Annotated in this window: 16 protein-coding genes; 10 read left to right on the top strand and 6 right to left on the bottom strand. The window is 67.4% G+C overall.

The genetic code is table 11. The features are described 5' to 3' along the window. Nucleotides 1-8 precede the first annotated feature (8 nt). Together FOE78_RS05610 and FOE78_RS05605 are read right to left on the bottom strand one after the other, a co-directional pair. Nucleotides 9-2,654, bottom strand: coding sequence for an alpha/beta fold hydrolase (locus FOE78_RS05610; protein ID WP_228266066.1), 2,646 nt, complete (start codon nucleotides 2,652-2,654; stop codon nucleotides 9-11). Then, nucleotides 2,651-3,673 (bottom strand): 3-oxoacyl-ACP synthase III, encoded by a 1,023-nt coding sequence (locus FOE78_RS05605; RefSeq protein WP_143985424.1) that lies wholly within the window; start codon nucleotides 3,671-3,673, stop codon nucleotides 2,651-2,653. The genes FOE78_RS05610 and FOE78_RS05605 overlap by 4 nt, the downstream gene beginning before the upstream one ends. Before the next feature lie 222 nt (nucleotides 3,674-3,895). Between FOE78_RS05605 and FOE78_RS05600 the strand changes: the two genes are divergently transcribed. Genes FOE78_RS05600 through FOE78_RS05590 form a run of 3 tightly spaced genes read left to right on the top strand, consistent with a single transcriptional unit; the run spans nucleotide 3,896 to nucleotide 5,864 of the window. Next, nucleotides 3,896-4,528 carry an NAD(P)-dependent oxidoreductase gene (locus tag FOE78_RS05600; RefSeq protein ID WP_143985423.1) on the top strand — a complete coding sequence of 211 codons (633 nt, stop codon included), beginning with the start codon at nucleotides 3,896-3,898 and terminating at the stop codon, nucleotides 4,526-4,528. Then, on the top strand, nucleotides 4,525-5,007 hold the full coding sequence (locus FOE78_RS05595; protein WP_143985422.1) for a MarR family winged helix-turn-helix transcriptional regulator: 483 nt from the start codon (nucleotides 4,525-4,527) through the stop codon (nucleotides 5,005-5,007). The genes FOE78_RS05600 and FOE78_RS05595 overlap by 4 nt, the downstream gene beginning before the upstream one ends. Beyond that, nucleotides 5,004-5,864 (top strand): SDR family oxidoreductase, encoded by an 861-nt coding sequence (locus tag FOE78_RS05590; RefSeq protein WP_143985421.1) that lies wholly within the window; start codon nucleotides 5,004-5,006, stop codon nucleotides 5,862-5,864. The genes FOE78_RS05595 and FOE78_RS05590 overlap by 4 nt, the downstream gene beginning before the upstream one ends. 82 nt (nucleotides 5,865-5,946) lie before the next feature. On the opposite strand, the gene FOE78_RS05585 is transcribed toward FOE78_RS05590, so the two are convergent. From FOE78_RS05585 to FOE78_RS24735, 4 genes are all read right to left on the bottom strand, one after another. After that, nucleotides 5,947-6,630, bottom strand: a complete 684-nt coding sequence (locus FOE78_RS05585) for an N-acetylmannosamine-6-phosphate 2-epimerase (protein ID WP_143985420.1) — start codon at nucleotides 6,628-6,630, stop codon at nucleotides 5,947-5,949. Then, nucleotides 6,627-7,556 carry an ROK family protein gene (locus tag FOE78_RS05580; protein WP_143985419.1) on the bottom strand — a complete coding sequence of 310 codons (930 nt, stop codon included), beginning with the start codon at nucleotides 7,554-7,556 and terminating at the stop codon, nucleotides 6,627-6,629. The genes FOE78_RS05585 and FOE78_RS05580 overlap by 4 nt, the downstream gene beginning before the upstream one ends. Then, nucleotides 7,556-8,491 (bottom strand): DUF4434 domain-containing protein, encoded by a 936-nt coding sequence (locus tag FOE78_RS05575; protein WP_143985418.1) that lies wholly within the window; start codon nucleotides 8,489-8,491, stop codon nucleotides 7,556-7,558. The genes FOE78_RS05580 and FOE78_RS05575 overlap by 1 nt, the downstream gene beginning before the upstream one ends. A gap of 392 nt (nucleotides 8,492-8,883) precedes the next feature. Further along, nucleotides 8,884-9,219, bottom strand: a complete 336-nt coding sequence (locus FOE78_RS24735) for a hypothetical protein (protein ID WP_407662613.1) — start codon at nucleotides 9,217-9,219, stop codon at nucleotides 8,884-8,886. 61 nt (nucleotides 9,220-9,280) lie between these two features. Here FOE78_RS24735 and FOE78_RS24730 point away from each other — a divergent pair, with 61 nt between their 5' ends. The 7 genes from FOE78_RS24730 (at nucleotide 9,281) to FOE78_RS05540 (ending at nucleotide 17,687) form a co-directional block, all read left to right on the top strand. After that, nucleotides 9,281-9,553: a GNAT family N-acetyltransferase gene (locus FOE78_RS24730; protein WP_143985417.1), complete on the top strand. Its 273-nt coding sequence runs from the start codon at nucleotides 9,281-9,283 to the stop codon at nucleotides 9,551-9,553. Between the two features lie 150 nt (nucleotides 9,554-9,703). Beyond that, on the top strand, nucleotides 9,704-11,545 hold the full coding sequence (locus FOE78_RS05565; protein ID WP_168207396.1) for an ATP-binding cassette domain-containing protein: 1,842 nt from the start codon (nucleotides 9,704-9,706) through the stop codon (nucleotides 11,543-11,545). Further along, the gene (locus tag FOE78_RS05560) at nucleotides 11,538-13,355 is read left to right on the top strand and encodes an ABC transporter ATP-binding protein (RefSeq protein ID WP_143985415.1); all 1,818 of its coding nucleotides are present in this window, start codon (nucleotides 11,538-11,540) and stop codon (nucleotides 13,353-13,355) included. The genes FOE78_RS05565 and FOE78_RS05560 overlap by 8 nt, the downstream gene beginning before the upstream one ends. A 78-nt stretch (nucleotides 13,356-13,433) precedes the next feature. Next, nucleotides 13,434-14,111, top strand: coding sequence for a phytanoyl-CoA dioxygenase family protein (locus FOE78_RS05555; protein WP_228266064.1), 678 nt, complete (start codon nucleotides 13,434-13,436; stop codon nucleotides 14,109-14,111). Between the two features lie 153 nt (nucleotides 14,112-14,264). After that, nucleotides 14,265-15,095, top strand: a complete 831-nt coding sequence (locus FOE78_RS05550; protein ID WP_143985414.1) for a phosphotransferase family protein — start codon at nucleotides 14,265-14,267, stop codon at nucleotides 15,093-15,095. 118 nt (nucleotides 15,096-15,213) lie between these two features. After that, on the top strand, nucleotides 15,214-15,849 hold the full coding sequence (locus FOE78_RS05545; RefSeq protein WP_143985413.1) for a winged helix-turn-helix domain-containing protein: 636 nt from the start codon (nucleotides 15,214-15,216) through the stop codon (nucleotides 15,847-15,849). After that, nucleotides 15,846-17,687 (top strand): ABC transporter ATP-binding protein, encoded by a 1,842-nt coding sequence (locus tag FOE78_RS05540; protein WP_143985412.1) that lies wholly within the window; start codon nucleotides 15,846-15,848, stop codon nucleotides 17,685-17,687. Before FOE78_RS05545 ends, FOE78_RS05540 begins: the two co-directional genes overlap by 4 nt. Nucleotides 17,688-17,864: the final 177 nt, after the last annotated feature.

Below are 17,864 nucleotides of genomic sequence, written 5' to 3'. Positions count from 1 at the left end.
TGTCGGTGCTAGATCTTCCCTGCACGTTCGCCGGCGAGCAGTCGTCCGGCCCAGCGGCCGAGGCGGGTCCGGTCGATCTTCGACGCGTGCCGGATGTCGACGGGCAGCGCGTCGGTCACCAGCACCGCGGCCAGCGGAACCGACGCTGCCGCGCGGACGGACTCGGTGAGTTCGGGGCCGGCCAGGTGCTGCCGGGACGACCCATAGGACGGCGCACGGGTAGACGGCACCACCACGGCCACCACCTGCTGGGTGCCGACCGGGCCGACGCCGACCACGGCGGCGGCGCTCACCTCGGCCAACTCCTCGATCCGCTGCTCGACCCCCACCGGAGTCAGCGGGCGGTCCGCGGTGACGATCACATGCACCAGCCGTCCCTCGACCCACAGCCGGCCCGCTTCGTCGAGGTGGCCGACGTCTCCGGTGCGGTGGTAGCCGGGGTTGCGGGAACTGGCGTGCTCGGTGGCCCAGAGCCGGTCGTAGCGTTCCTTGCGATGCGACGCGGCTACGCAGATCTCCCCCGTCACCCCGGCCTCGTCGGTCAGCGGCCCGTCGGCGCGGCCCAGCTCGTCCAGCGGGCTCACTCGGATCGTCACTCCGGGCAGCGGCCGGCCGACACATACACCGTTGCCGGAGCCTGCGTCCTCGATCTCGGCCAGGGTGATGTCGGTGGCCGGCAGCACCTCGGTCATGCCGTACGGCGTATGCAGTTCAGCGTTGGGCAATAGTCGTTGCAGCTGGCGGAGCAGCGACACCGGGACCGGTGCACCGGCCGACAGCACGGTGTGGACGCCCTGCAACAGGGTTCGCTGCGGATCGGTCAGCGCGTCGGCCGTGGCCACCACGTTGCGCAGCGCGGCCGGTGAGGCGAAGACGACGGTCGCATCCAGTGCTGCCACTGCATCGGAAAGCGCCAGCGCGGTCAGGGTGGCCGGGGCGGTGACGTCCATGTCCGGGACGACGGCGGCGGCGCCCATGGCCGGTGCGTACAGGGCGAACGGGGCGAAGGCAGCCACCAGCCGGTCGTCCGGCCCGATCCGCATGATGTCGGCGACCCTGGCGATCTGCTCCTTGAGCTGGCTCTGCCGGTAGACGACACCCTTGGCGGGCCCGGTGGCCCCGGAGGTGAACAGCACCGCACCCTCGCTGTCGGCCGCTGCGCGCTCCGGCAGCGATCGGCCACGACCGTCGGCGGCCAGCGCCGCCAGATCGGTCTGCCAGCCGGCCAACCGGGCCAGTGCGGCCGGCGTACCGACGCCGATCCGACGCCCCGGCACGCCGAGGGCACCCATGGCCAGCAGCGCCTTGCCGATCCCGATCACAAAGCGCGGTTGTGCGCTGCGCAGTGCGTGGGCCATGCCGCGGACACCGAGCCCTGCGTCGGCGACCACGATCACCGCGCCGAGGCGCCAGCACGCATAGACGGCGACCGTGAGGTCGAGTCCAGGGGGCACCAGCATGGCCACCCGGTCGCCGGGCTGCAGCCCGAATCGGCTGAGACCGGCGGCGGTGTCGGCGATCCTGCGTTCGAGTCCTGCGAAGGAGACGGTGGTGGTGACGCCGGCGTGCACTTCGGCGGCAGCGGTGGCCGGGTCGTCGGCTCTGCGGAGCAGCGCAGCCCAGGGCAGGTCGTCCTCGGTCCAGACCGCCGAGCGCTCCGACTGCGGCTTGGGGATCGGCCGCGGTTCGTTCACGGTGAACCGCTGACCGATCCAACGCCAGGTGTCGGCTGCGGTCTGCGGGGCGTCCTCGGTGACCAGATGCGAGGCACCCGGATAGCGGTGTACGTCGGCCTGCGGCAGCCGGCGTTCCAGATCGTTGAGGAATCCGTCGCCGAAGACCGGATCGCGGGCCCCCCAGAGCAGGAGTGCGGGGACGTCGAGCGTGCCGACGCCGGCCGCGATCGCGTCGAAGGCCGGCCGGCTCGGATGGTCGGCCTCCAGCGGGATGTCGGCCACGAAGTCGCCGACCGCCGTCCGCCGAGCCGGGCTGTCGTACGGGCGGGCCAGGGCCGCCCGGACCAAGGACGGCACTGCGGGCTTGGACAGTCGCGCCCCACCTCGTACGAAGATCGGCGTGCGGACACACACGGCATCCCGCAGTGCCGGGTTTCGAGCCAGCCGGATCAGACCGGGCAGCTCGGCGCCTATGGGCAGGTTGAGGCCGGTGTTGGTGAGGACGATGCCGGCCAGCTGCTCACGGTGCTGCAGCGCCCAGCCGAGCGAGATGATGCCACCCCAGTCGTGCCCGACGGTGACCACCGGCCCGTCGATACCGAGTCCCGCCGTCAGGTCACCGAGGTCGGCGATACGCTCGGAAAGCGTACGTGGGCTGGGAAGTCGCTGCGACCACCCCATGGAGAGCTGGTCGACGGCGACCACGCGCCAGCCCGCAGGAGCCTGGGCCAGGAACCGTCGCCACAGGTAGGACCAGGTCGGGTTGCCGTGGACGCAGAGCATCGTGCCCGCCACCGGTTCGGCCGGATCGGCCAGTTTATGGGTGTCGAGAACGTGCCAGGTGTGGACGGCGCCCGCCGCGTCCGAAATGTCGACCAGCCGGGACCACGCCGGATCGACGTCGGGAATCCTGGTCAGGTCCGGCGAGGCGGCCGGCAACGCGACCCGCGCACGATGCTGACGGGCCGGCCCGCTCACCAGGCGATCTCGGCGAACGAGGTGTTCAGCCCGGAGCCGATGCCGAGCAGCATCACCCGCATGCCGGGCTGCAACCGGTCGAGGTTCCGGGCGAGGGTGAACGGCACGGCGGCGGCACCCAGGTTGCCGAACTCCTCGACCGTGGTCGGGCAGCGGTCGGGACTCACCCCGATCGCCGCGGCCATCGCGGCGATGTGCTTGACCGAGGTCTGGTGGCAGAAGAAGTAGTCGACCTGTGACCAGTCGAATTCCTCCGCGGCGTCGTTCCAGGTGTCGATCGCGAGCCGGATCCCGGCCTCGAACAAGGCCCGACTGTCGGTCTGCATAAGGTTCAGGTCGCCGACGCACAGCTCGTGATGTTCGCTCCCCGAGCGGCTGACACCACCCAGGATTCGGTGACCCTCCGGGTGTTGATCGGTGCGACCGAGCACCATCGCGGCGGCGCCGGAACCGATGGTCAGGCTGGCGAACTGGGCCTTCACCTCGGCAGCGGTGGCGTCGGGTTGCTCGAGCCGGTCCAGGGTGGCCCGATGCAGCTTCTGGATGGCTTCGGCGTCCACCAGCAGGGCGTAGTCGACCTGTCCGGAGTCGATCATCATCCCGGCGACCTGGATGCCGTTCAGGAAGCCGAGACAGGCGTTGGCGATGTCGAAGCTGAAGCAGTTGGTCGGCAGCCCGAGCTGGTGATGGACGGCGACGGCAGACGACGGCTCCAGATGCGGCCGGGTCACGGCGGTGCTGATCAGGACTCCGACCTGCGACGGGGTGATTCCGGCTTCCGCCAGGGCCTTCGCGCCGGCCAGCGACGCGGCGTCGGCGAAACTGACCTCGTCAGGCCACCAGCGGCGCTCACGGACGCCGGCCAAAGCTTCCAGCATCCCGCGCCGAAGCCCGGTGCGCCGATAGGTCGCCTCCAGCCGATCGTCGAACTCCTCCGAGGTCGCCACCACCGGCGCCTCGATGGCAGAAACCGACAACATGCTGGTGTTCGTCAGTCGATATGTTGCATTGCCGCTCATCCACGTACTCGTCTCACCCCGCGACCACCCGAACGCGAGGTACGGAGGAGCGGATCGCCCATCAGATAACCAATAAACTATGCCACGCCCGCACGCCCATCCACGGATTCGGCGGAGTACGCCGGCTTTCGGGCACCCGGTCGGTCGGTGCTGACCACAGGCGGAACGCGTGCCAGCCTCCTGCCGTGAACGCGATGATTTAGCCGCTAAAGTAATGCGACCATGACGACGATTGCTGTGTTCGGCGCCACCGGGCGGACCGGCCGACGTGTCCTGGACCGTGCTTTGGCTGCCGGGTCGACGGTTCGCGCGCAGGTCCGGGAGCCGGCCAAGCTGACGGTTTCGTCCGACCTGCTGACCGTGATTCGCGGCGACGTCCTGAATCCGGCGAGTGTGGCCGAGACGGTCGCGGGCGCCGACGCGGTGCTCAGCCTGTTCGGTCAGGTGAAGGGCTCGCCGCCGACGTTGCAGACCGACGGCACCCGCATCATCACCGAGGCGATGACCGCCGAGGGGGTGAAGCGGATCGTGACCTTGTCGGGTGGTGGATTGCGTGCCGAGTCCGATCGGCCGAAGATCGCCGACCGGGTGATCCAGGCGCTGCTGAAGCTGCTGTCCGGCCAGGTGCTGGCAGATGCCCAAGGACACCTGGCCGTGCTGCGGGCCTCAGGACTGGACTGGACGGTGGTCCGCGCTCCGCGACTGACCGAGAAGCCCGGGTCGGGCCGCTATCGGGTCGGCTGGGTCGGTGTGGACGCCAGCACCCAGCTGAGCCGTGACGACCTGGCCGACTTCATCCTCACCCAGGTCGACGACCGGACCTTCGTCGGCCAACTGCCCTTCGTCAGCGCATGACCCCCACCCGTCGCGTTTCGGCAACCGATCCCGATGATCGCGACACGCTGATCGGCACGGTGCTGGAGGCGGTCGTGTCGATCAGCCGCGAGCTGGCCACCGCACGCTCGACCGGTACGGGTCCGCGCTCACCCTTCGGCGACGTCCACCTGACCAGCAGCCAACTGGACGCGATGTTCCTGATCGCGCACAGCCAGCTGCCGCTGACGCCCGGGGCTCTGTCCGCGCGGCTCGGCGTCACTCCCGGTGCCGTCAGCCAACTGATCGACGGCCTGCGCGCCCAGGGATTGATCGAGCAGGTCGTGCACCCCGACGACGCCCGATCACGATTGCTCAGGCTCACCCCGGCCGCCCGTTCCGCCGTGCACCGGTACGAGGCCGATCTGATCGCCCGCCTCCGGCCCCGATTTGCCCCACTGACCGACCGGCAGTTGGACACCCTGGCCGGTTTGATCCGTCGTCTGGAAGGAAACACATGAGAGCGGTGCTGGTCACCGGCGCCACCGGCATCGTCGGTTCTGCTGTGCTTGATCATCTGCTCGCCCGCGGCGAGCGGGTGATCGCAGCCGTCCGCAACCCGGACGGCGCGAAGTTGCCGGACGGCGCACAGGCCCGCAGCTTCGACTTCGCCATGACCTCCGCAGAGTTCGATCGGGTGTTGGACGGCGTCGATCGGGTCTTCCTGATGCGCCCGCCACAGATCGAGGACGTGCAACGGTATCTGTTTCCGTTCATCGACGCCGCCCGCCGCAATCGGGTACGACAGCTGGTTTTCCTTTCCCTGCAAGGAGTCCAGTTCAACAAGCGGACCCCGCACCATGCCGTCGAACAGCACCTCAAGGCGAGCGGAGCTCCCTACACCTTCCTGCGACCGAACTTCTTCCTGCAGAACCTGTCCAGCATCTACGCCGAGGAGATCCGCGATCGCAGCGAGATCTACCTGCCCGCCGGACGGTCGTACACCGCCATGATCGACGCCCGCGACATCGGCCGCGTCGCCGCAGTGGTGCTGACCGAACCGGGCCACGTCGGCAAGGCGTACACGCTGTCCGGTGAGCACCCCCTCAGCTACCACAAGATCGCCACCGAGATGACCCGCGTACTGGGCCGACCGATCACCTACGCCCGGCCCAGCGAGGCCGACTACCTGGCCCGGCTGGCCGCGCAAGGGCGCCCCGCCGACTACATCGCCGTGCAGAAGATGATCTACCGGATGGTCCGACTGAATGCATCAGCCCTCCCCAACCGGGTGGTCCGCAAACTCACCGGACAACCGGCCACCACACTGCGCGAATTCGTCCACGACTACCGCGACGTCTGGCAACCGGAGGGCTGAGCGCGGCAACGGCAAGCCGCGATGGGAGCCGGGTTTGTCCCGACTACGGCGTCGCCGCGGACGGCTTGCGTGCGTTTGAGGCTCATCGGGTGAGTGCGTCGGTGAACCAGCGAGTGATCGTCGTCGGGTGCGTGATGGCGGTGCCCACAACCACCGCATGTGCGCCCGCCTCCAGGCACACCCGGGCGTGCTCGGGTGTTCGGATGCGACCTTCGGCGAACACCGGCAGCCGGAGGTTGGCTGTCAACTGGGCAAGCAACTCCAGATCGGGACCCTCGGTCCTCGGCCGAGAGGTGGTGTAGCCGGCCAGGGTGCTGCTGACCAGGTCTGCACCGGCGCGCTCACTGGCCAGCGCATCGTCAAGATCACCGACGTCAGCCATCACCAACGCGTCGGTCTGATCATGGATCGCCTCGATCGTCTGCCGCACCGTCAGGCCATCGGGCCGTTTCCGTCGGGTGCCGTCGATCGCCACGATCTCCGCACCGGCACGGATCACCGCCAGGGCGTGCTCGAGCGTGGGCGTGATGAAGACGCCGTCAACGCCGACCTTCCACAGGCCGATCTGCGGAACGGTCACGTTCTGATGAATCAACTTGATGTCGTCCAGTCCCTGAGCCCTGATGGCGACCGCCCCACCGATCACGGCGGCCTGCGCCATCCTGCTCATGATCTCGGGTTCGCGCAGCGGCTCGCCGGGGTACGCCTGGCAGGACACCACCAACCCGCCCCGCAGACCGGAAACCAGTTCGCTCTTGTTGATCATGAGCGCGTCCGCAACCTGTCGTGGGCCAACCGAGCCGCTCCGATGAGACCGGCGTCGGCGCCGAGTGATGCCGGCACCAGGACAGTATCCGCCAGCAACGGCATCGCCGCACCCCGTGCCGCTGCCCGGACCTCGTCCCACCAGAACTCGCCGGCCTGGCCGACCCCGCCGGAGATCACCACGATGCCGGGATCGGTCACGTTGATCAGATTGCCGATCCCTCGACCCAGTGCACGGGCCGATCGTCGAGCCGCCTCAACGGCTACCGGATCGACGTCGACCCTCGCGATGATCTCCCGCGCCCCAGTGACCTGCGGTGCTCCACCCAGCTCTCGGTAGAGCTGGAGCAGTCCGTAGCCGGACGCGATGGCCTCCAGATGGCCCGTCCTTCCACAACTGCACGGCAAATCGCCGGCGTCGACTGAGTCGACGTGGCCGACGTGGCCGGCGGCACCGTGCGCGCCACGTGCGGGCCGACCGTCCTCGACGACCGCGCCGCCGAGTCCGGTTCCCACCGCCAACAACAGCACGCATCGGTGATCAACGCCCGCGCCGTAGCGGGCCTCCGCAACGCCGTGGGCATGAACGTCGTTGACGGCCACGACCTGCGGCCTGCCCGGAAGTTGATCTTGAAAGCCGTCGACCAGCTGGGTGCCGGCCCAGTCGGTCAGCAGGTCGGTCGCAGCAGCGACACGTCCGTCCGTTCCGATCACCCCGGCCGAACCGATACCGACACCGTCGACCGCTCTGCCGCCGACCAGTTCGTCCACCAGTCGCACGGCGGCGCCGATCACCACGCGGCGACCGGCCGACGCCGGTGTCGGCACCTGTCCGCGGGCCGTCACCCGACCGGTGTCGTCCACTACTCCGGCAGCGATCTTGGAGCCGCCGATGTCGATCCCGACGCAGAGCGGGTCGGTTGCCATCAGCGGTCGCCTTCACGAACGAGAAGATGATCACGGTAGCGGCGGTAGAGGTTTCGGGCCGCCGGCCACGTGGAGTTCGGGCTGAGGAAGTGGGAGAACTCGAAGGTGATCACCTTCTCCACGTACGGCTGGACGACGTCGAGCTTGTAGGCGAGTTTGCGCCAGTCCAGCGGCGGAAACTTGATGTGCATGTCACGGTCGAAGGACTCGAGGTTCGACCACAGTGTGATCCCGGATGCAGCCGCTGCCTGTGCCGTCGCTGCGGTCAGATCCTCCAGCGCCAACAGATCAGCGGTGCCGTCCTGGAACGCACAGTGGGTGATCAACCCCGAGTAGGCACGAAAGATCTCCTCCCACGCGCGGACGTGCTCCTCGACCGTGCGGACCGATCCGCGAGGCCCGGTCGCCTGATCGGTCCTGCCGTGGAAGAACGGCGAGACCAGGATCGGCAACTCGCTGAACGTTCTGATCTCTCGCGCCAGCGCGGTGTTGATGTCGATGATCCGCAGCCCCGAATCGATCGTCTCGTGCGGCAGGTACCAGCCACGAAAGGCCGGCGAACTGCCGTACCGCTCGTACATCTCATGCAGATAGCGGCGGTTGAGTTCGACCTCCACCGTCCAGTCGTTGCGATGCCAATGGAAGCCGGAGTCGTACAAACCGAAGAACAGGTCGATGTCTCGCTCAGCGGCCAGCTCGAGGAACAGTTGCACGAGATCGACATAGACGGGAAGCACCTTGCGGTGATCGGCGATCGTCTGCGAGGGCGCAGCGAGCTTCTCCCGGTAGCCCGTCCTGATCATGATCACGGTGTCGATGCCCGCATCGACGAAGGTGTCGAACTCACGTTGCCATTCCTCCGGCCCCCAGTTCTGGGACGGGATGTCATGGGTCATCTCGTCCAAGAAGGTTCCGGTGATCGGTCGATAGGTCATGGGTTCAGTTCCCTTCTGATGTCGTCCTGCTCGCACCTGCAGCTGGGTGCATATCGTGCCGCACGGCTCCCACGCCGTGCGCCGTCCAGTCGGACCACCCGTTGTCCGGACCTGATGCCGTTCCGACGTGATGGGCCGCTACTGTGAGCCAACACTCGCAGTAGGGGGGCGTCGTGATCATGGATGCGAACATGGTCATCCTGGCGGAGTTGAAGGGGATGCGCCGGCTGGCTCGTCTGGACCGGCCCAAGATCCACGTGCGCCAGGAAGACGTTCCCGGCGCCTCCTGCATCTGGAATCAACGACCGCAAGGTGGCGGGCATCGCGACCTCGTACGTCTGTGCCCCGGCAGCAACGTCCGCCTGGCAGATACGCTCCGCGCGATCCGTGCCTCACGGCACCGCCCACCCGGCGGCCATCTCGAGATCCGCGGCGCGGCCGGCGATCTTGATCGCGAGGTCGGATTCCTGACCGAGCTGGGCGGACGAGAGGTTCTCACGTTGCCGCGGGCGCTGATGGCGAGGAGGGTCGGTGGAGCCACGGATGAGGCTGCGTCGCTGGGCGCTGGGCTGACCGTCACCGTCGCCGACTCCGCGGAAGCCCTGGCCGAGCTGCGCATTGTGGTCGCGCAGTCGTTTGCCGGCGCCACTGAGGAAGAGGCGCGCAACGCCGACGTCGAGGCAGACTTCTTCCACGCGCCGGGAGTCATGACGTATCTGGCCGTCCACGATCAGGACGACGCGGTGATCTCGACCGGCAGCATCGCCCGGCGTCTGGTTCGATGTCGCGGTGCCATCCCTCTGCGCATTGCTGGTTGTCGACGGTGTGGCGAACGTGTGGAGTGTGGCCACCGCTCCGTCGGCGCGCGGCCGCGGGGCAGCCACTGCAATCATGCGGGCTGTCTGCAGCGAGGCGCCGAAACACGGCGCCGCATATGCCGCCCTGCGAACGACTGACCACCTCGCCCGGCCGGGTGGCCCGTACGACGCCGTCGGGTTCCGCCTTCTTGGGCACGAACGCATCTGGGAGCTGGACGACGTCGACGATCTTCAGGTCAGCTAATTCGGATGCACGGACGGGCTCCGGCGACTACCGTCAATCACCGCAGACGTCATGGACGTCCGCCGGGCCGCCACGCAAGAGATCCGTTCGGGCCGCCTGCCCTTCTTGGGCAGATGCGGTGCGCTGGTTCCTGCTCAAGGAGACTCTCCGGTGTCTACCGTCACCACTCCCTTTCGTGTTGCCCTGCGCATGCTGGTCGCATACGTCGCGAGCACCTCGCCCGGCCGGTTCGCGGGTTTCGTTGCGTTGGTCGTTGTCGAGGGACTCCTCGGTCCGTTGACGATCGCGGCCAGCGGACTGGCCGTCGCACGAGCTCAGCCCGCATTGGCTGCAGGCATCAGTTCCCCGCAGGCCGCGGCGCTCGGTCTTGCGATCGGCCTGGCCGGCTTGGCGTTCACCGCGGGGCAGATCAGCTCGCCGATCCGCAGCGCCGTCGCTACGTCCATCGGCTCGATGGTTGCCCAGCGGATGCGACAGCAGTTGCTGACCGCGACCCTCGGCCCGCCAGGCCTTGGTCATCTGGAGGATCCGGAGACGGCGGAGGAGATTCGTCGGGCCGGTGAGTACGAGTGGGCCGATCTGGCGCCGTTGACGCGGATCGTCGACGAGCTCGGTACGGCGATGAAGTCGGTGGTCGCCGCGGTCGGGGCCGGCGTGTTGCTGGCCGGGTTTGCTTGGTGGGCACCGTTGCTCCTGATCGCCGGGGCGTCGGCGACGCATCTGTGGATGGGTCGCGACGAGCACGAGATCATCGAACAGCACGAGGAGTATGCAGATCTGCAGCGTCGGGCCGACTACTTCCGCGACCTCGCGCTGGACCCGCCGGCCGCCAAGGAGGTCCGGCTGTTCGGTCTGTCAGGCCTGCTGGCCGAGCGGACGCGGAGCTACCGGACGGCGTTCCTCGCTCACGTCTGGCGCGCCCGCCGGGCGAATCTGCGCCCGGTCCTGCTCACCCTCGCCACGATTGCACTGTCCACCGGCGGCGTGTTGGCCGGTCTTGCCGGGGCAACCGTCGCGGGCCGGGTGAACGCGGCCCAGTTGACGGTGTACATCCAGGCACTGATCGCGATGCAGCTGGTGAGCCATCCGCTGTTGGCGACCTGGTGGGTACGCCAGGGGGCAGCGGCTCTTCCTCATCTGCAGGGCTTGGCAGACCGGACCCGGCAGCTGAGCTTTGCCGCCACCGGCTCGATCAGCGCCGACGAGATGCCGCGCAAGAGCATCCAGTTCTGCGGTGTCGGCTTCGGCTATCCGGGACAGCGACGGCGGGTGTTGAACGGCGTCGACCTGGAGATCCCCGCGGGTAGTTCGCTGGCCATCGTCGGCCGCAACGGCGAGGGCAAGACGACGATGTTGAAGTTGCTGGCCCGGTTCTATGACCCCGACGTCGGTTCGGTCCGCGTCGACGGCGTCGACCTGCGCGATCTCGACGTGGCGTCCTGGCGTACGCAGGTCGCGGTGATCTTCCAGGACTTCATCAGATTCGAGCTGAGCGCGCAGGAGAACGTCGGCTTCGGCCGGGTCGACGCGTGGACGGATCCGGCCTCCGCTCGGACGGCGGCGCGTCGCGCCGGGGCGCTTGATCTGATCGAGGGATTGCCCGCTGGTTGGGACACAGTGCTGTCGCGGCACTATCGCGGCGGCACCGATCTGTCCGGCGGACAGTGGCAACGGATCGCCCTGGCGCGGGCACTGAGAGCAGCCGAGGCGGGCGCTCGACTTCTCGTGCTCGACGAACCCACCGCCGCCCTCGACGTCCGGGCCGAGGCGATGCTGTTCGAACGATTCCTGGAGTTGACCACCGGCACCACGACGGTGCTGGTCACCCATCGTCTGTCCAGCGTCCGTCACGTCGACCGGATCGCAGTCGTCCAGGACGGCCGGATCAGCGAGTACGGCAGCCACGACGAACTGATGGCCGCCGGCGGGGGCTACAGCGAGATGTTCCGACTGCAGGCTCGACGATTCCAGCAGGGGCGAAGCGATGCGTGACCACGAGTTGCCCGGCCTCGGCCGCACCCTGGCCTTCACCTTCGGGGTCGCGGTCCGCAGTCATCCCGGTCTGACCCTCGGCACCCTGCTGCTCGTCCCGGCAGGATGGGCGGTGGGCAGCCTGCAAGCGCTGTGGTTGAAACACCTCGTCGATGCCGCTGTCGGCGGAACAGCCGGCGCCGTGGTACTCGCGGTCAGCCTGCTCGCGGTGACCAACGTGCTCGGTTGGGTTGCCGGCGCGCTCGGCGGTCGTATGCGGCAGACGTACCAGGAGAAGGCCGGCGTCGTGCTCGAGCAGCGCTTGATCGAGACCTCGGCCGGCATGAACGGGATCGAGCACCTGGAACGCGCCGATTACCTCGACCGGTTGGACCCGCTGCGCCGGGAGGCCTGGATCGTGCACTGGACGTTCGAGGCTCTGGCCGAGACGGTCGGTGCCCTCGCCCAGACCGTCCTGACCATGGTGCTGCCGGCCTCGATCCATCCGGCACTTCTGCTGCTTCCGGCCTTCGGCGTGCCCTCGGTTCTGGTGGCGCGTCGGGCCGCCGAACGCGAGCGGGTCGCGCAGGAACGCACCGGGGAGGCTCGGCGACGGCAGCGCCATCTGGTCAATCTCGGATCCGGAGCCGCTTCGGGCAAGGAGCTCCGCATCTTCGGACTCGGTCCTCGACTGGTGACCCTGAGCCGAGAAGCCTGGACCGGGGAACACGCCGACCGGACCCACGTGGCCTGGGTCTCGGCGGCTCAGAAGATGTTGGCAACGCTGCCGATGGCATTCGGCTTCACCGGGGCCCTGCTGTTGATCGGGTACGGCGTCGTCACCGGTCACGCCGGCGTCGGTGATCTCGCTCTGGCGGTGATGCTCGCGGCGACCATGAGTGGCAACCTCGGCGCTGTGGTGGACATGACCCAATGGCTGGTCGGTTGCCTGGCGGTCGGCAGCAGATTCCTGTGGCTGCACGACAAAGCCGCCCTCGACGTACGCCGACATGGCGCCGATCAGACGCACGCATATCCCGTACCCGATCGGCTGCGATCCGGCATTGCGCTGCAAGGCCTCAGCTTCGGTTACCCGGGAACTGGCCGACGGATCTTCGACAACGTGTCCGTCGACCTACCCGCCGGCAGCGTCACCGCCCTGGTCGGTGAGAACGGAGCAGGCAAGACCACCCTGGTCAAACTGCTCTGCGGCATGTACGTGCCGGACAGCGGTGCCGTTCTCGTCGACGGAGTCGACCTTCGGCGGCTGGATCTGGACGAGTGGCGACGACGCTGCAGCGGCGCTTTCCAGGACCACGCCCAGTTCGAGCTGACCTTGCGGGAAGCCATCACGGTCGGCGACCTGTCACGGCTCGACGACGACGAGGCGGCAACCCGAGCGCTGGCCGCGGCAGGCGCATCCCGGCTGCTCACGACGATGCCGCACGGCCTGGACACCCAACTCGGGACCACGTGGCCGGGTGGCGTCGCCCTGTCCGGTGGGCAATGGCAACAGGTCGCCCTCGCTCGCGGACTGATCCGGCAGCGGCCACTCCTCACCGTGCTCGACGAGCCGACATCGGCCCTCGACGCGCACACCGAGGATGCCCTGTTCAACCGCTACGCCGCGGCTGCCCGTCAACGAGCCGTCGACGGAGGGATCACCCTTCTGGTGTCGCACCGGTTCTCGACCGTACGCGCCGCCGATCACATCATCGTCCTCGACCAAGGTCGCATCGTCGAGCAGGGCGACCACGCAAGCCTCATCCGCGAAGCCGGCCGGTACGCCGAGATGTACCAGATCCAAGCCGACGCCTATGGCGCTCGATGACCCGGAATGTCGAAAACGAGCATCCCAGGTCCAGCCGAGCCATTCCAACCCGGCTGTCGGCGGGCCAGGATGGCACCCATGAACTCATCGACCCAGCCACCAGTCGACCTCGTCACCGAGGCGATGCTGCGCCAATATCGCGACGACGGCTACTTCATCCTGGACAGCGTCATCGGTGCCGACGACCTGGAGCTGTTGCGCAGTGGCGCCCAATTCTCCATCGACACCGCCGACGCCCAGATGGACGCGGCCGGAGTAGAACGCCTCGGCATCAACGCCAAAGGCAAGCGCTACTTCACTCCCATGGTCTACCAACAACGACCCGAACTACGAGAGTTCATCTTCGGATCGGTGATGGCCGAGATCTGCCGGCGCGTCCTCGGCGAGAACGCCTACCTGTTCTGGGAACAGTACGTGATCAAGGCGGCCGACCCGGACACCAAATTCGCCTGGCACCAGGACTCCGGCTACGTCCACGAGAACCACGAACCGTACCTGACCTGCTGGATCGCCCTCGACGACGTCACCGAACGCAACGGCTCGGTCTACCTGCTCCCCTACAGCCGATCCGGGATCCGCTCCTACGTCAAACACCTCAAGATCGACACCGGTGACGAGGTCTGCTACTTCGGCAACGACCCGGGAATGCCCGTCGTCGTACCGGCCGGATCGATCGTCTGCTTCAGCAGCACCGTCATCCACCGCAGCGGCGCCAACCTCACCGACACCATGCGCCGCGTCTACCTCCTCCAATAACTCAGCAGACGTGATCATGGACCAGACCGGCCAACAACCTTGGGGCTCGTTCGAACAATTCCTCGACCACGGCGACGTCGTTGCCGACTCTCAGTGAGTCAGTCGGGACTCCGCCCGGCGATCGCCCCTTCCTCGACCAGGAATTGAGTTTCGATGGAGAGCATCACCAAGAATCGCCAGTCGCAGGACACCCTGCTGGCGATGGTCGAACGCGCCTACGGCCCGGTGCTGCGACCGGTCGGTGACGATTGGGTGCAGGAACTGGGCCACGGTTGGTTCAACGTGGCTTACCGGATCCGGCTCGGTGACGGTTCGCAGGTGGTGCTCAAGATCGCACCGCCACCCGACGTCGAGGTGATGACCTACGAACGCGGGGCGATGGCCGTTGAGCTGGCGTCGTTGCAGCTGATCAGCGAACACACCAGCGTTCCGGTGCCCAGCGTCGACTGCGCCGACGCCAGCCACGAACTGTGCGACGCCGACTACTTCTTCATGCCGTACATCGACGCCGACAACTTCGGCATCCTCGAACCCACGCTCGGCCGCGGCGTCGTCGAATCCTGTCACGAGGCGATCGGCGCGGCCAACCGCGAGCTCAACAGCAATCAGGACTGCCTGGACGAGGTCACCGAACCACGGTTCGTCGAATGGGATCTGTGGGACAGCAACGTGATGGTCCGCGACGGTCGCATCGTCTCCATCATCGACCACGAACGCGCCTTCTGGGGCGACCCGCTGATGGAGGCCGGCTTCACCGCCATCGACCTGCCCCACTTCGGCGACCCGAGTGCGTTCATCCGCGGCTACGGCCAGACCGAACTGACCGCGACACAAGCTCGGCGCCGCCGGCTCTACACGCTCTACCTCGGCCTGATCATGATCATCGAGACCGACTACCGCGGCCACACCGACAACCGCCAGTACGACTCAGCCCGCCAACGGCTGACCGAGATGATGGCACTGTTCGGCAACGACGCCCGCTGAACCGCGGTCCCCATAAACCGGCCGCTGACGGCTCGGCCATGCTGGGCAGCCGTCCGATCCGGTCGCTGCTTCGGACAGGGGCTTTACAAGAGTTCTTTTAAAAGGCTAGTTTTAACGGGTGTCCGAAGATGCACGCCCGCCGGCCGAGCCGATCACCGATGCTCGCACGATCCGCGCGCTGGCCCATCCCCTCCGGCTCCGCATCCTCGACGTGCTGGGCGAGCATGGTCCGCTCACCGCAACCCAGGTGAGTGACCACGTGTCCGAAAGCCCTCAAAGCTGTTCCTTCCACCTCCGAACCTTGGCCAAGTACGGCTACGTCGAGGATGCCGGCGGAGGCCAGGGTCGTAACCGGCCCTGGAAGGTCAGCGATCGCACAACCTACTTCCGGCCGGTCGACGCTGACCCTGAGACTGTCGAGGCGATCGAGTCGGCGCAGGCCGTCATCGACGCCTCCTATCAGGAACACGTCCGTGGCTGGCGTCGCCGAGCACGACAAGCGCCCCGGGTCTGGCAGGAGAACACCTTCGAGATGGCGTTCGACACCTGGCTCACCCCCGCCGAAGTCGCCCAGGTCAGCGCGAAGATCTCCGCGGCGATTCGCAGCGTCGTCGAGGGGCGTACCAGCAAGCTCGGCCAGGGCAGGGTCTTACTCCATGCGTCCGGTTTCCCGATCGGCACTGACCTCCCCGACTCGCCCGAAACGTCAGTCAAGAACGAATCCTCAGACGACACTGCAGGAGTCGAGCGATGACGACGACTCCGAAGATCGGCGAGTGGCGGGCGATGGGCCGGGCCGTCGGACTGGTCGCTCGCACCGGGCGCGGCTGGTTCGTCGCCACAGTCGTGCTGATGTCAGTCAGCGGGCTGGGCATGGCCGCCGCGCTTCTGCTGGGGCAGCGCGCCGTCAAACGGGTGACCGACAGTCAAGCGCCACAAGGCGACTGGCTGCTTTGGCTGCTGATCGGTGGGGTCGTCGTCCTGGCTGGAGTGATCGCGTTCTCCCAACTGGCCGCAACGGGATTCCACCGATTACTGGCCGAGCGGGTGATGTACGCCTGGAACGAACGGGTTCTGCAAACCGCAGCCCTGACAGAAATCTGGGAGTTCGAACGTCCCGAGTTCCACGACAGAATCCGACGCGCACGCCAAGGCGGTGGCGCCTCGATCGGAATCTCCATGGCGGTACCGCAATTACTCGCCGGCCTGATCGCCAGCACCGGACTGTTGACCGCTCTGGCCATCACCGCACCCGTACTGCTGCCCGTCGTGATCGCTTCAGGAGTCCCCCTGCTCCTCGCCGGACGAGCCAACAGCCGAGAGATGTACTCGTTCAACTTCGGCAACACGCCCAACGACCGTGAACGGTTCGCGCTCGAAGGAGTGCTGTCGTCGCGAGACCAATCGGCAGAGGTCAGAGTCTTCGGCATGCAAGGGTTCCTGCTGCATCGTTGGCGAGAACTGTACGAGGAACGCATCGCCGGCCTCACCCAACTGGTCGTCGCGTTCACCCGACGCTCCAGCATCGCGGCCATCGGTGTCGCCCTGACGCTGATCGTCGCCGTCATCACGCTGGGCTGGTTGTTGACCACCCACCGGATCACGATGGTCACCGCGGCCGCTGCCGCGGTCACCACGCTGATGCTCGGCTCCCAGGTCCAACGCATCGCCAGCAGCATCGCCGACCTCCGCGAGAGCGCTCAACAGGTCGCCGACGTCGAGCTCACCACAGCGCTGACCCGACAAGCCGCCCCGAAGCTTCCACCCGCGGGGCCCCTGCGCCACCTGCGCGCCGACCGCGTCACATTCCGCTATCCGGCGGCAGCGTCCAACGCGCTCGACGGCATCGACTTCTCCATCGAAGCCGGCGAGATGATCGCCATCGTCGGCATCAACGGATCAGGCAAGACCACGCTGGCCAAGCTCTTATGTGGACTGTACGAACCAGCCAGCGGATCCATCACCTGGAACGGCCGACCCGTCGAACAAGTTGATCTCCTCGGCCAGGTCGGCGCCATCTTCCAAACGTTCAATCGCTATTGGTTCACCGCCACCGAGAACATCGCCGCCGGCGCCATCGCAGCTGGCGAGGTTCCCAGCCAAAGCGCTGTCCGCCGAGCTGCCATGGACGCCGGCGCCCACAACCTGATCAGCGAACTCCCGCACGGCTACGACACCCGCCTGACCGTCGAACTCGACGGCGGGGCCGACCTGTCGCTGGGCCAATGGCAACGCATCGCCATAGCGCGCGTCCTCTACCGCGACCCATCGCTCGTCGTCCTGGACGAACCAACCGCATCACTAGACGCCCACGCCGAAGCAGACCTCTTCGCCACCCTGGAGAAGCTTCGCCAGGGACGCACCTTCATCATCATCAGCCACCGCTTCTCCACCGTCCGCACCGCCGATCGAATCGTCGTTATGGACGCCGGCCGCATCATCGAACAAGGCGCCCATCACGAGTTGATGGCACTGGACGGTCGCTACGCCGAGATGTACGCCGTCCAAGCCCGCAGCTACCAGGACACCCCGCCGGTCAGCCGCGACCGCACTGAGGCGGAGTCCCGGCCCGGAACCCTGACTGGGCCTTGACCCTGACGCCGTCGAAGTGCAAACGGAACCTCGTCTCCGATCGCGCGGATCGTCGGCTGCCACCGCGGAAGGTTGCCGACCCGATCCGGGCCTTTGGACCGTTGACGGAAGGTTCGCCGAGGAGGACAGTCCTGACACAACTGGTTGTTGTGGTGGTACGGCCAGCCACGCGAGGAG

Source organism: Microlunatus elymi, assembly GCF_007362775.1.
Taxonomy (GTDB): domain Bacteria; phylum Actinomycetota; class Actinomycetes; order Propionibacteriales; family Propionibacteriaceae; genus Microlunatus; species Microlunatus elymi.
Note: the sequence above shows the minus strand (reverse complement) of the source record. Positions and strands in the feature narration are given on the sequence as shown.